The sequence below is a fragment of the Massilia scottii genome (assembly GCF_030846495.1).
Classification (GTDB): domain Bacteria; phylum Pseudomonadota; class Gammaproteobacteria; order Burkholderiales; family Burkholderiaceae_D; genus Telluria_A; species Telluria_A violaceinigra.
In genome coordinates this window covers 267,779-281,880 of record NZ_JAVCWM010000007.1, presented here as the reverse complement: position 1 = coordinate 281,880, position 14,102 = coordinate 267,779, and the positions used below count along the sequence as shown (strand labels likewise).

The following is a 14,102-nucleotide window of genomic DNA, read 5'->3' as shown; positions in this document are numbered from 1 at the left end:
CCCAATTTGCATAAACGTGGTGTTTCTGATATTTTTGTTGTTTTGAAGTCACTCTGATTTGTCATAGCTTGCATATTTATTGCTGTGCTTTCTACGGAGTTTTCATAGGAGAAATGCCTTAAAAGCATCATTAATAGTAATTTACTATCACCTGTATCGCCACGTTTTATTGGAGAACGGACCAGCCTGCTTGCTAATATCAATCTCTACCCCAACCAATTTGGTCAGAGATCATGAAGCCCGCAAGCAGCATTGCCGTCCCAAGTTACAAGGTTCCCGGGCCTGTGCGGGCCTGCGTATTCATGCTGGGAGCGGTGCTGATACTGGCGGCCAACCCGGTCCAGGCAGCGTCCAGCACCCGTGTCGAGAAATGCAGCTGGGACCGTCCCGGCGTGAACCCCTTCATGGGCGATGTGGTGGCGGCGGTCGACCGTTACCGCGACATTCCGCCGCTGGTGCGCACGCGCCTCAAGGAGCGCATGGCCGACCGCAATTTCGATGAATTCGTCACCATCGGACGCGACTCGATCAAGGGCCAGAACTACTACGAACCGAAGATCCGCGACATGCATTTCGGCGCAGACACCGTGTGCGGCAGCGTCTCGCGCGCCGGATGGAGCGCCAGGACCAAACAGGCGGGGTTGGTGTACTGCGAAGAGGATCACTGCATCCTGGTGCCGACCGTGTGCCGTAATGTGAGCCGCATTCGCCGCCTCGGCACCAGCGGGCCGTCAAGAGGGCGCGCCGAGGGGGGCGGGCCGGGTTCGTCGATGTCGCTGTCGCAGGACCCACCACCACCGGAAAGCGAACTGGCGCTGGCGCTGCGCGGCACCAGCGCCGAACCCACATCGCCCATTGCGCAACGTGCCACGACCACGCCGCCGGGACTGATTGGCTACCAGGGCGGGGTTCCGGTCCCGCCGATCGGGCCCGGTGGCTTCGGCCCGCCGTTCAGGGATGGCCCGACCACCGGCATCGACCTGACGCCCGTCCCCGAAACCAACCTGCCCGCGGTGCCGGTGCCCGAGCCGGAACAATGGATGATGATGGCGCTGGGACTGGCCGCGGTACTGGGTGCCGCGCGGCGCCGTTCGAGCGCACGCTAGCTCCGAAACCGTCATTGGCGGAAATGACGGTTTTCTAGCGCTTGCGCTTTATGCCTCGCTGTCGATATCAGGCCCCAGCATCAGCTGCGCTGCTTCGCTCGGCAACGCCTCCACCGATTTGAGCTTGCGCGCCATCTGGCGGCTGCGCACTTCGGCGTTCTCGATATTCTTGGCCGCCTTTTCCAGGGTCAGCTTGGTCTGCGTGAGCACATCGCCGAACTTGGTGAACTCCGTCTTCACCGCCCCCAGCACCTGCCACACTTCGGACGAACGCTTCTCCAGCGCCAAGGTACGGAATCCCATCTGCAAACTGTTCAGAATCGCCGACAGGGTCGACGGGCCCGCAATCGACACCCGCAAGCTGCGCTGCAGATCGTCGGCCAGGCCCGGCCTGCGCATGACCTCCGCATACAGCCCCTCGGTGGGCAGGAACAGGATCGCAAAATCGGTGGTCAGCGGCGGCGAGACGTACTTGTCGCAGATGGTCTTCGCTTCCAGCCGCACCGCGCGTTCGAGCTCGCGCCCGGACAGCGCCACGCCCTCGGCGTCGGCCCGGTCGGCCGCGTCGAGCAGACGCTCGTACTGCTCCTTGGGGAACTTGGCGTCGATCGGCATCCACACCGGCGCGCCGCCCTCGACATGGCCGGGCAGCTTGATCGCAAACTCGACCCGCGCCCCGCTGCCGGGAATGGTCTCGACGTTCTTGGCATACTGGTCCACCGTCAGCACCTGTTCGAGCAGCATTTCAAGCTGCACTTCGCCCCAGGTGCCGCGCGTTTTCACGTTCGTGAGCACGCGTTTCAGGTCGCCCACGCCGATGGCCAGCTGCTGCATCTCGCCCAGCCCCTGGTGCACCCGCTCCAGCCGCTCCGACACCTGGCGGAACGATTCGGACAAGCGCGTTTCCAGCGTGGCGTGCAGCTTCTCGTCGACCGTCTTGCGCATCTCTTCCAGGCGCGCGCCGTTATCGTTCTGCAGGTCGCGGATCTTCGCTTCCAGCGTCGCGCGCACTTCCAGCATGCGCCGGGCGTTCGATTCGGTCAGCGCCGACAGGGTCTGGTGCATGGTGTCGGCAAAGCGCTTGAGCGTGGCCGACTGCTCTTCGCGCCCGCTGACGCTGGCCAGGTGGATCTGCTGGCGCATGCTGTCGAGCTGCTGCACGGTGGCGCCGTGATACTGCGCGAGGGTCGCGCCGATGTCCTGGCGCGTGCCCTGGGCGCCGGCCTGCAGTTCCAGGCGCAGTTCGCGCTCCAGCCGTTCCAGCTCGGCCCTGCTGCCGCCGCCCGCGCCGCGCGCGCGCAGCAGCAGTACCGCCTGCAGAATGATGATGACAACCGCCAGCGCGGCGAGGATCAGGAATTCGGTCTGGGTCATGGCATCAACCGGGCTGGTTGCGCATCCAGTCGGCGGTCTGGTAGAACGACTCCATCAGGCGCAGGCGCAGCGCTTCGTCGATGCCGATATCTTCCATCGCCCACGCCATGGCGCGCAGCCACTGATCGCGCTCGTTGCTGCCGATGGCAAACGGCAGGTGGCGCGCGCGCAGGCGCGGATGGCCGACCTGTTCGACGAACAGGTCCGGCCCGCCCATCCAGCCGCTCAGGAACATGAACAGCTTTTCGCGCGAGCCTTCCATCGACGGCGGATGCAGCGCGCGGATGCCGGCAAACTCGGGCTCGAGCTCCATCAGGTCGTAGAAGCGGTCGACCATTTCGCGCACGCGCGCTGCGCCACCGATGACGTCATACAGGGTTTGTGGTTCACTCATGCCGCCATGATAGCGCAGCGGGCGCGCCGCTGTCAGACCAGTGTGAGGCGGCGCAGGCGCCGCGTGGATGGCCAGCTGTCCATGCCGACCTCCAGACGCATGTCGGCGCAGGCGTCGAGCAGGCGCGCGCACTGCGCGCCCGTCAGGCCGCTGTTGAGCGTGAGGCGCACCAGCGAGCGGTTCTTGGCGGTGGCCGGCGCGCAGAACACGGCGCCGTGGATGCCGCGCCGCTCGAGCGCCTTGCGCAGCGCCAGCGTGCGCGGTTCCGGCCCGGCTTCGAGCGCGACGATTTGTTCGCTGCCGTCGTCGACGTTGTAGCCCAGTGCGCGCAGGCCATCCCGCACCGTGCGCGCGGTGCGCGCCAGCGCGGCGCGGCGGCCATCGGCGCCGGCGATGAAGTCGAGCGCCGCGTCGAACCACGCCAGTTCGTGCTCCAGCAGGCAGGAGCTGAAAATCGCCGGGCGCGAGGCCGACAGGAAGTAGCCCTTGAAATGGCTGGAACAGGTAATGAAGCCGGCGCGCCCGGCGAAGCTCTTGGCCAGCGAGGCGGTGCGAAAGTGCACCTGCCCGCCAAGTCCCAGCGCCGCCACCAGCCCGGCCCCGCGCGGGCCGTGGGTGCCGAGCGAGTGCGATTCGTCGACCACCAGGATGCTGCCGCTGTCGGCGGCGATGCGCGCCACCTGGGCCAACGGCGCCACGCTGCCGTTGGTGCTGTAGAGCGCATCGACGACGATCACGCCGGGACCGTGCTTGCGTACCTGGCGTTCCAGGTGCGCCGCGTCGTTATGCAGGAACGGCAGCGCCGTGGCCTGCGCCGACTGCACGCCCTCCCACAGCGAGGCGTGCGCCATCATGTCGAGATAGACCGGCACGCCCGGCCCGGCGATGGTTTGCAGCAGGCCGACGTTGGCGGCCCAGCCGGACTGGGTCAGCACGCCGTCTTCGGCGCCCATGAACGCGGCCAGCTTCGCTTCCAGCCGGTGCTGGGCGCTGCCCTGCTGCAGGAATACCGACGACATCAGCATGCCCGCCTGGTTCCTGACGAGGCAGCGCGCCTGCGCCTCCAGCAAGGCCGCTTCGCCGGAAATGCACAGGTAGTCGTTGCTCGCCAACATGATTGCCCCCGGCTGGGGCGGCGTCCAGACATGCAGATGTTCGCCGCCCAGCAACTGCGCGACCCGGGTCACGTAATGCTCATCCATGCGGCCGGTGACGAAGGAGGGCATGGCCAGTTCGGCGCGCACGGCAGGCGAAAATTGATCGGCAGCAAAAGACATGAATTCTCCTTGGAAAAATTATCCATTCTGTGCCGCCCTTCCTTGACATTCCTGCAACATCGATGGAGCTTGACATATATCAAATTGCAAAATATCAACATAGGTCAAGATTGTCCTTTCCAGCCCACCACTGCGAGTCCGGAAACCTTTCCATGATGTTTGCCAGCGCCCCCGCCCCGTTTTTCACCGACCGTCTGCGCGAATTGATCCTCCATTGGCTGCTGCGATGGCTGGTGCACAACGAGCGTCACCACGCCCATGCGACCGGACGCTTCATCCTGCTGGCGTGGATCGGCTTCCTGGGCATGCCGGCCTATTATTCGATCTGGACCTACTGGTTCCCGCAGGAGTTCGAGAGCCTCACGCTGCGCCTGATCGGCGCGGCCCTGTGCCTGCCGGCGCTGGCCCCCGGGCGCCTGCTGCGCGGGCGCTTCGTGAATGCCTATCTGTTCATCGCGGTGACCTATGTGCTGCCGTTCCAGTTCGCGTTCATGTACCTGATGAATCACGGTTCGGCCGTGTGGAGCCAGTCGCTGCTCATCGCGCTGACGGTGCTGTTCCACTTTCGCACGCGCCTGGCGCTGAGCGCCTGCGCCACCGGCAGCGTGCTGGCCTGCGCCCTGTTTGCGCTGGTCGGCGAACCGGCCTTCATGCTCAGCCACACGGTGCTGGAACAGCTGCCGATCTACGCCTTCACCATCGTCGCGGTGTCGGTAGCCAAGGCCGGGCGCGGGGCGCTGGCGCGCGAGAAGCTGGCCGGCATGGCGCACGGCCTGGCCAGCGTGTCGCACGAACTGCGCACGCCCCTGATCAGCGTCGAGGCCAATGTGCGCGGCATCCACCGCCGCATCACGCCGCCGGCCCAGGCCAGCGAGGCGGACTGGCAGGCGATGGGCGACGCGATGGCGCGCATCCAGTACGAGGTGCGCCACATGAACCACATGATCGACCTGTTCCTGCTGTCGGCCAGCGCGGTCGAGCAGCAGCTCGAAGCGACCGAGGAAGTGTCGATGCGCGAGGTGGTCGAGTCGGTGATCCGGCGCTATCCGTTCGCGGCGCAGTCGCAGCGCGATGCGGTGAGCGTCGACATCCGCACCGACTTCCGCTTCGCCGGCAAGCACGAGCTGTCGGTCGTCATTTTGCTCAACCTGCTGCGCAACGCGCTCAAGGCGCTGCACCGGGCCGGCAAGGGACGCATCCGCATCGTCGTCGACGGCCGCCCCGACACGCCGCGCCTGCTGGTGATCGATACCGGCTGCGGCATCGCCGCGCGCCACCTGCCGATGATCTTCCAGCGTTTCTATTCTTACCCACCGAGTTCCGGCGCCGGCATCGGCCTGGCCCTGTGCAAGGACATCATCGATGCCTGGCAGGCCAGCATCCGTTGCGTCTCGCGCGAGCTTGGCTACACCATGTTCGTGCTCGAATTCCCGCGCATGCCCGCGCCGCCGCCCCCGCATTGACCCCATATGAAAGGTCCAGCATGCCCTTGCCGATTTACAGCCATCCCAGCCTGACCGTCCTGATCGACGACAGCGACAGCTTCCTGAAAAGCGTCGCCTTCCAGCTCGATCCGGCGCTGGCCAGCAAATGTTTTGCCGACACCAGCAGCGCGCTGGCCTGGATCGGCGCCCACGGCGAGCCGCAGCCGGGCCGGCTGGCGGCCAGCTACGATACCTATCCCGGGCCGATGGAGGGCTGCAACGTGGCCTTCGACATCGAGCAGATCCACCGCATCAGCTTCGAGCCGGAGCGCTTCATGACGCCGTCGGTGGTGGTGGTCGATTATTCGATGCCGCAGATGGATGGGCTGGAGCTGTGCGAGGCGCTGCGCCACCTGCCCTGCAAGAAAATCCTGTTTACCGGCGTGGCCGACGAAAAGGTGGCGGTCGACGCCTTCAACCGCGGCCTGATCGACCGTTACATCAAAAAGAGCGATGACGGTGCGCTCGACAAGCTCGAAGCCGAAATCGTGTCGCTGCAGCAGGCGTATTTCGCGGCCCGTTCCGACCCGCTGCGCGACCTGCTGGAGCTGCACAACCACAGCTTCCTGAGCGATCCGGCGTTTTCGGCGGTGGTGCGCATGGTGGCGGAACAGCACGGGATCGTGGAACACTATCTGTATCCGAATCCGGCCGGCATCTTGCTGTACGATGCGCGCGGCCGCGCCCAGCTGATGGTGGTCGAAACCGAGGCCGGGATGAACGCGCACTACGAGGTCGGTTGCGACAACGACGCGCCGCCGTCGTTCCTGCAGGCGGTGCGCGAGCGCTGCATCGTGCCGTATTTTCGCGAGGGCGACGGCATGTATGCGCGCGATTTCGCCAAGAACTGGCACCGCTGGACCGCGCCCGCGCAGCGCTGCCGCGGGACGCAGACCAACTATTACTGGGCCCTGTTCCCGCTGGCGCCGGGCGAGCTGGAACAGCCGGCCCACCCGTTCGAGGCCTTCCTGCGCGAGCGCGAATGCGAGACGGCGGCGCCTTGAGGCGAGCCTGCCTAGGTGCCGCGCAAGGTCTGCAACGGCGGCTGGCGCAGCACATTGCGCAGCCCGAGCCAGCCGCCGATGATGGCGCACAGCGCGCCCACCACCAGCCCGGCCAGCCACACCATCGGGCTGAAGGTCCACGGGAACTTGAACTGCCAGGTGGCCAGCGCCCAGCCCAGCGCGGCCGCGCCCGACGCGGCCAGCAGGCCGGCCAGCCCGCCCACCAGCGAGAACTCGATCCACTGGGCGCGCGAGAGCTGCTTGCGGGTGGCGCCCAGCGCGCGCAGCAGGCCCGACTCGCGGGTGCGCTCGTCCTGCGAACCCATCAAGGCCGCGTACAGCACCAGCACCCCGGAGGCCAGGGTGAACATGAACAGGAATTCGACCGCGGTCACCACCTGGTCCAGCACTTCCTGCAACTGGCGGATGATGCCGCTCACGTCGATCACCGTCAGGTTCGGATAATCGCGCGTCAGGGCGTTGGTGAAGCCGCTTTGCGCCGGCGGCAGGTGGAAGGCCGTCATGAAGGTTTGCGAGGTTTTCTCCATCGCGGCCGGGTTGATGATGACGAAAAAATTCGCCCGCATCGAGCCCCATTCGAGCTTGCGCAGGCTGGTCACCCTGGCGTCGACCTCGGTGCCGCCGACATCGAAGCGCATGGTGTCGCCCAGTTTCAGGCCGAGCGTCTTGGCGATGCCCTGTTCGACCGAGGCTTCGGCCACGCCCGGCGCATCCTTGTACCACTGGCCGGCCACGATCTGGTTCGAGGCCGGCATGTCGAGCGTGGTCGAGAGGTTGAATTCGCGCTCGGCCAGGCGGCGCGCGTTGTCGTTGTCGTAGCTGGCGGCGGTGATCGGCTTGCCGTTGACGGCGGTCAGGCGCCCGCGGATCATCGGGAACAGCTGCGCTTCGCTGACCTTGGCGGCGGCGATGCGCTGGGCCACCTCGTTTTTCTGGTCGGGCAGGATGTTGATGATGAAGCGGTTCGGCGCGTCCGGCGGCGTGGCGCTGCGCCAGGCCGTCATCAGGTCGCCGCGCACCACGGTCAGCAGCAGCAAGGCCATGAGGCCGAGCGCGAGCGAGACCACCTGCACGATGGTGGCGCCGGGGCGGCGCTGCAGCGAGGTGACGGCGAAGCGCCAGCTCTGGTTGTCGATCGCGCCGCGCAGCGTCTTCAGAAACGCCAGGCCGCCCCACGCCACCAGCGCGAAGACGGCGAAGCCGCCCAGGAAGCCGGCCGCGGTCGACAGCGCCAGGGTGACGTCGCCGGCCTGCCACAGCATCAGGCCGACGAACACGATCAGGCCCAGGCCGTACGTGGCCAGCGCCATCGGCTTGGGCGCGGCCTGTTCGCGCCGGATCACGCGGTTGTGCGGCACATTGCGCAATTGCAGAACCGGCGGCAGCGCAAAGCCGACCAGCAGCAGCATGCCGGTGGCGATGCCCTGCAGGGCCGGCAGGAACGAGACCGGCGGCAGGTCGGTGCTGAGCATGGAGCCGATCAGCTGCATCAGCACGTAGTGGCCGCCGAAGCCGACCAGCACCCCGAGCGCGCTGCCGGCCAGGCCGACCAGCGCGAATTCGATCAGGTACAGCATGGTGACCTGGTTTTGCGTCAGGCCGAGGCAGCGCAGCATGGCGCAGGCGTCCAGGTGGCGCAGCATGAAGCGGCGCGCGGCCATGGCCACGGCGACCGCCGCCAGCATGGCCGAGAGCAGGCCGACCAGCGACAGGAAGCGGTCGGCGCGGTCGAGCGTGGCGCGCATTTCGGGGCGGCCGTTTTCGAGCGATTCGACGCGCACGCCGCGCACCTTGTCCGCTTCGATGCGCGCCGTGATCCATTCTTCGAATGCCTTGACGTTCCTGGTGTCGTTGTTGGACGGTGCGCTCACCTGCAGGCGGTAGGTGACGCGCGAACCGTTGTCGATCAGGTTGGTCGCAGCCAGGTCGGCCAGGGACATCATCACGCGCGGCGAAAAATTGGCGAACGAGGGGCCGCGGTCCGGTTCCGAGGCGATCAGCTGGGCGATCGTGAATTCCTTGTCGCCCACGCGAATGCGGCTGCCGACGCCGGTCTTGAGCGCGCTGAGAATATTCGGGTCGACCCACACCGTGCCCGCTGCGGGCGTGGTGTCGGTCTTGTCGCCCAGCGCGGCGCTGGCCTGGTCGACACTGGTGGTGATGCGCAGCTGCCCGCGCAGCGGATAGCCGGGCGAGACGGCCTTGATCGCCGCCAGCTGCGACACCGACTGATCGCCCTCGCCCGCCTGCGCCATGCTGGGAAAGGTCACCGTATCGGCCAGCACCAGGCCGCGCTTGACGGCTTCGGCGCGCCAGGCGGGATCGAGCGGCTGGTCGGCATTGACCAGCAGGTCGGCGCCGAGCAGCTGGTGCGCATCGCGATTGAGGCCGCTGCGCATGCGGTCGATGAAAAAACCCACCGCCGACAGCGCCGAGACGGCGATGATCAGGGCGATCAGCAGGAAGCGCAGTTCACCGGCGCGCCAGTCGCGCGCGGTCATTCGAAGCGATTGAATCAGCATGGCAGCGTGGCGGTCGATTTAGATGGTGGCGTTGGCGCCGGCGCTGGCGCTGGCAAAAAACTGGTCGACTTCGGCGAGGAAGGCGCGCTTCGCTTCCGGCGCCAGGAAGGAGGCCGTGAAGCTGTTGCGGGCCAGCTGGCACGCGTGGGCGGCGGTAAGCGGCAAGGCGTCGAACACGGCCAGGAAGTTGTCGTTCATGTAGCCGCCGAAGTAAGCCGGGTCGTCCGAATTGACGGTGGCCACCAGGCCGGCGTCGAGCAGGGTCACGAGGTTGTGTGCTTCCATCTCGCCGAATACGCGCAGCTTGACGTTCGACAGCGGGCAGACGGTCAGCGCGATCTGCTCCCTGGCCAGGCGCGCGGTCAGTTCCGGGCTCTCGAGGCAGCGCACGCCGTGGTCGATACGCTCGACATTGAGCACGTCGAGCGCGGTTTCGATGTAGGCCGGCGGACCTTCTTCGCCGGCATGGGCCACCAGGCGCAGGCCGAGCTGGCGGCAGCGCTCGAACACGCGGGTGAATTTTTCTGGCGGATGGCCACGCTCGGACGAGTCGAGGCCGACGCCGATGATCTTGTCGCGGAAGGGCAAGGCTTCTTCCAGGGTGGCGATGGCGTCGTCTTCGCTCAGGTGGCGCAGGAAACACATGATCAGGGTCGCGCTGATGGGGCCGTCCTGGCAGGCGCGCCAGATGCCGTTGATCACCGTCTCGAACGGCACGCCGCGCGCGGTGTGGGTTTGCGGGTCGAAGAAGATTTCGGCATGGCGCACGTTGTCGGCGTGGGAACGCACCAGGTAAGCCATGGTCATATCGTAGAAGTCCTGCTCCTTGAGCAAGACGCTGGCGCCCGCATAATAAATGTCGAGGAAGGATTGCAGGTCGCTGAAGGCATAGGCGGCACGCAACTCTTCCACCGAGCCGTAAGCCAGGGAAACACCGTTTCTTTGCGCAAGCGCAAAAATAAGCGCCGGTTCGAGCGAACCTTCGATGTGGATGTGCAATTCGGCCTTGGGCATCTGTTGCACAATATTTCTCATCTGGTCGTTCAGCATCGTCTTTCTCCGTCGGTAATAGGTGTGTCGTCAGAGCGCAGTGTAGCGCAAGCGCACGCCGCAAGCGCGCCGTGCGCAAAGTTCGCGGTGGAAAATGTGTGACACGAACGGCGATTTTCGTGCGCCATCGGACGCCGAGTTCGTGCACTATCCAATCACCCCCGATGGCCGCGATGTGCTTCTTACATTAGTGCAGGAAACCTTGATCAAGACGACATGCATAACGAACATCTAAGGCAAAAAAGAGACAGCACCCGAAGCTGCAAACATGCTGTTTTTTCGTTTTAAATCAAACACTTAACATCGTTACATCAGCTTACTCTACATTACTTTGACTTCCGGAACTATTAGGCACATAATAAATTTCATAGGCGTAAGAAGACGTTGTCGGCACGCGCAAAATCACCGGGAAACACCGGTAAAAATAATAAATATCGTTATCCGTTTTTTGTTTCAGAATTACTGGAACAGGAATGCCGGCGGCGGTTCAAAGAAAGTACGCCAACGACCAGGGCTGGACAGCACGCCGACGGTACGACTGCCAGTGACAGTGAAGTAGTGACAGCACATTAAAGGACATTCAAATGACCATTTTTGACAACTACGCAGCTCGCTACGAGCGTACCCGCGAAGAGGAATATTCCCTTTCTGAGTATCTGGCACTGTGCAAAAAGGACAAGCTCACCTATGCCAGCGCGCCGGAACGCATGCTGGCCGCGATCGGCGAGCCGACCCTGGTGGACACGCGCAACGACACGCGCCTGTCGCGCATCTTCGCCAACAAGGTGATCAAGATTTATCCGGCCTTCCGCGACTTCTACGGCACCGAGGAAGTCATCGAGCAGGTGGTATCGTACTTCCGCCATGCCGCGCAGGGCCTGGAGGAACGCAAGCAGATCCTCTACCTGCTCGGCCCCGTCGGCGGCGGCAAGTCGTCGATCGCCGAAAAGCTCAAGGTGCTGATGGAACAGGTGCCCTTCTACGCGCTGAAAGGCTCGCCGGTGAACGAATCGCCGCTCGGCCTGTTCAACGAGGAAGAAGACGGCGTCATCCTGGAAGAGGATTACGGCATTCCGCGCCGCTATCTGCGCACCATTCCGAGCCCGTGGGCAGTCAAGCGCCTGCACGAATTCAATGGCGACATCAACCAGTTCCGCGTGGTCAAGCGCTATCCGTCGGTGCTCAAGCAGATCGCCATTTCCAAGACCGAGCCGGGCGACGAGAACAACCAGGATATTTCTTCGCTGGTCGGCAAGGTCGATATCCGCAAGCTCGAAGATTACGCCCAGGACGATCCGGATGCCTACAGCTACTCCGGCGGCCTGTGCCTGGCCAACCAGGGGCTGATGGAATTCGTCGAGATGTTCAAGGCGCCGATCAAGGTGCTCCATCCGCTGCTGACGGCCACGCAGGAAGGCAATTACAAGGGTACCGAGGGCTTCGGCGCGATTCCGTTCGACGGCATCATCCTGGCCCACTCGAACGAATCGGAGTGGAAAACCTTCCGCAACAACCGCAATAACGAAGCGTTCCTCGACCGGATTTACATCGTCAAGGTACCGTACTGCCTGCGCGTGTCGGACGAGATCAAGATTTACGATAAGCTGATCCGCAACTCGTCGCTCGAGCAAGCTCCGTGCGCGCCGGGCACCATGAAGATGATGGCGCAGTTCGCGATCCTGTCGCGCCTGAAGGACCCGGAAAATTCGAGTGTTTTCTCCAAAATGCTGGTCTACGATGGCGAAAACCTGAAGGACACCGATCCGAAGGCCAAGTCGATGCACGAGTATGTCGATTATGCCGGGGTGGACGAAGGCATGAACGGCTTGTCGACCCGCTTCGCGTTCAAGATTTTGTCGAAGGTCTTCAACTTCGACAATACCGAAGTGGCGGCCAATCCGGTGCACCTGCTGTATGTACTGGAGCAGCAGATCGAGCGCGAGCAGTTTCCGCCCGAAACCGAGCAGCGCTACTTCTCCTATATTAAGGAGCACCTGGCGCAGCGCTATGTCGAGTTCATCGGCAAGGAAATCCAGACCGCCTACCTGGAAAGCTACTCGGAATACGGCCAGAACATTTTCGACCGCTACGTGACCTTCGCCGATTTCTGGATCCAGGATCAGGAATTCCGCGATCCCGACACCGGCGAGAGTTTCGACCGCGATTCGCTCAACAACGAGCTGGAAAAGATCGAGAAGCCGGCCGGGATCAGCAATCCCAAGGATTTCCGCAACGAGATCGTGAACTTCGGATTGCGTGCCCGGGCCACCAACGGCGGCAAGAATCCGGCGTGGACCAGCTATGAAAAGTTCCGCACCGTGATCGAGAAGAAGATGTTCTCGAATACCGAGGAACTGCTGCCGGTCATTTCGTTCAACGCCAAGGCCAGTGCCGAGGACGCGAACAAGCACGCCGACTTCGTGGCGCGCATGGTGGAAAAAGGGTATACCGCCAAGCAGGTGCGCCTGCTGTGCGAATGGTATCTGCGCGTGCGCAAGTCATCGTAAGACGGCCTGGCGGCGGGCCGTGAAAAAGCCCGCCACGGCGTGCAGATACACCAGGATTTGAAGCAGGAGGCCCGTTTTGACTTATCTCATCGACCGACGCTTGCAAGGCAAGAACAAGTCAGCGATCAACCGAGAGCGCTTCCTACGGCGATACAAAAGCCAGATCAAGGACGCTGTCGGGCGGGCCATCAAGGGCCGCTCGATCACCGATATTGAAAATGGCGAGAAGGTGTCGATTCCCGTCAAGGATGTGAACGAGCCGAACTTCGGCCACGCCCACGGCGGCGTGTGGGAAACCATCAACCCCGGCAACAAGGAATACCAGAAAGGCGACCAGTTCAACCGGCCCAAGGGCGGCGGCGGATCGGGACGCGGCAAGGCGGGCAACAGCGACCAGCAATCGGAAGACGATTTCATCTTCGAGCTCTCGCGCGAAGAATTCATGAATTACTTCTTCGAAGACCTGGAATTGCCCAATATGGTCAAGACCCAGCTGACCGCCACCACGGAATTCAAGAACCAGCGCGCCGGCTACAATATGTCGGGCACGCCGTCCAACATCCACGTGCTGCGCTCGCTGCGCGGGGCGCTGGGGCGGCGCATCGCGGTCGGCGGCAGTTCGCGCAAGGCCGTGCTGGAAGCCGAGAACGAACTGATCGCACTGCTGGAAGAAGGCGTGCCGCTCGACGACCTGCGCGTGGTTGAACTCAAGCGCCTGATTCATCATCTGCACACCAAGCTGCTGGCGATTCCCTTCATCGACCCGTTCGACCTGCGCTACAGCAACCGCATCAAGGTGCCCAAGCCGATGACGCAAGCCGTGATGTTCTGCATCATGGACGTGTCGGGCTCGATGGACGAGACGCGCAAGGATACCGCCAAGCGCTTCTTCATCCTGCTGTACCTGTTCCTCAAGCGCGCCTACGACAAGATCGAGGTGGTGTTCATCCGCCACCACACGGCCGCGTCCGAAGTGGACGAGGAAGAATTCTTCCATTCGCGCGAATCGGGCGGCACCGTGGTGTCCTCGGCGCTGCACCTGCTGACCAAGATCATCGGCGAGCGCTACGGCAGCGGCGAATGGAACAGCTACGTCGCCCAAGCGTCCGACGGCGACAACTGGGACAACGACTCGGTGCTGTGCAAGCAGTTGCTGATCAACACCATCATGCCCTCGGTCCAGTACTACACGTATGTGGAAATCACCGACGGCCCGCCGCAGAACCTGTGGGAGCAGTACGCCGAAGTGTCGAATCACCATGCGAACTTTGCGATGCAAAAAATTGTCACACCTGCCGACATTTATCCGGTCTTCCGTGAACTATTCAAGAAGCAGCCAAAATAGTTAACTCGTCGGCACCAG

The 14,102-nt window shown here is 63.6% G+C and carries 10 protein-coding genes; 5 read left to right on the top strand and 5 right to left on the bottom strand.

Annotated features, from left to right (window positions below; genetic code table 11):
* Positions 1-233: 233 nt before the first annotated feature.
* Positions 234-1,106: an MHFG family PEP-CTERM protein gene (locus RBA41_RS12545; protein ID WP_306624223.1), complete on the top strand. Its 873-nt coding sequence runs from the start codon at positions 234-236 to the stop codon at positions 1,104-1,106.
* Between the two features lie 48 nt (positions 1,107-1,154).
* On the opposite strand, the gene RBA41_RS12540 is transcribed toward RBA41_RS12545, so the two are convergent.
* Genes RBA41_RS12540 through cqsA form a run of 3 tightly spaced genes read right to left on the bottom strand, consistent with a single transcriptional unit; the run spans position 1,155 to position 4,151 of the window.
* Positions 1,155-2,480, bottom strand: coding sequence for a DNA recombination protein RmuC (locus RBA41_RS12540; RefSeq protein ID WP_306624221.1), 1,326 nt, complete (start codon positions 2,478-2,480; stop codon positions 1,155-1,157).
* 4 nt (positions 2,481-2,484) lie between these two features.
* The gene (locus RBA41_RS12535) at positions 2,485-2,874 is read right to left on the bottom strand and encodes a group II truncated hemoglobin (protein ID WP_306624219.1); all 390 of its coding nucleotides are present in this window, start codon (positions 2,872-2,874) and stop codon (positions 2,485-2,487) included.
* 32 nt (positions 2,875-2,906) lie between these two features.
* Positions 2,907-4,151 (bottom strand): alpha-hydroxyketone-type quorum-sensing autoinducer synthase, encoded by a 1,245-nt coding sequence (gene cqsA / locus RBA41_RS12530; protein ID WP_306624216.1) that lies wholly within the window; start codon positions 4,149-4,151, stop codon positions 2,907-2,909.
* A 152-nt stretch (positions 4,152-4,303) separates the two neighbouring features.
* Between cqsA and RBA41_RS12525 the strand changes: the two genes are divergently transcribed.
* Positions 4,304-5,614: a sensor histidine kinase gene (locus tag RBA41_RS12525; protein WP_306624214.1), complete on the top strand. Its 1,311-nt coding sequence runs from the start codon at positions 4,304-4,306 to the stop codon at positions 5,612-5,614.
* A 20-nt stretch (positions 5,615-5,634) separates the two neighbouring features.
* Positions 5,635-6,639, top strand: coding sequence for a response regulator (locus RBA41_RS12520; RefSeq protein ID WP_306624212.1), 1,005 nt, complete (start codon positions 5,635-5,637; stop codon positions 6,637-6,639).
* Between the two features lie 11 nt (positions 6,640-6,650).
* Here RBA41_RS12520 and RBA41_RS12515 read toward each other — a convergent pair whose 3' ends face one another.
* Together RBA41_RS12515 and RBA41_RS12510 are read right to left on the bottom strand one after the other, a co-directional pair.
* Positions 6,651-9,182 carry an ABC transporter permease gene (locus tag RBA41_RS12515; protein WP_306624210.1) on the bottom strand — a complete coding sequence of 844 codons (2,532 nt, stop codon included), beginning with the start codon at positions 9,180-9,182 and terminating at the stop codon, positions 6,651-6,653.
* An 18-nt stretch (positions 9,183-9,200) separates the two neighbouring features.
* On the bottom strand, positions 9,201-10,232 hold the full coding sequence (locus RBA41_RS12510; protein ID WP_306624208.1) for an adenosine deaminase: 1,032 nt from the start codon (positions 10,230-10,232) through the stop codon (positions 9,201-9,203).
* A gap of 584 nt (positions 10,233-10,816) precedes the next feature.
* Here RBA41_RS12510 and RBA41_RS12505 point away from each other — a divergent pair.
* Complete coding sequence (locus tag RBA41_RS12505) at positions 10,817-12,739, top strand: PrkA family serine protein kinase (protein ID WP_099875539.1); 1,923 nt, start codon at positions 10,817-10,819, stop codon at positions 12,737-12,739.
* Between the two features lie 76 nt (positions 12,740-12,815).
* Positions 12,816-14,084: a YeaH/YhbH family protein gene (locus RBA41_RS12500; protein ID WP_306624206.1), complete on the top strand. Its 1,269-nt coding sequence runs from the start codon at positions 12,816-12,818 to the stop codon at positions 14,082-14,084.
* Positions 14,085-14,102 lie beyond the last annotated feature (18 nt).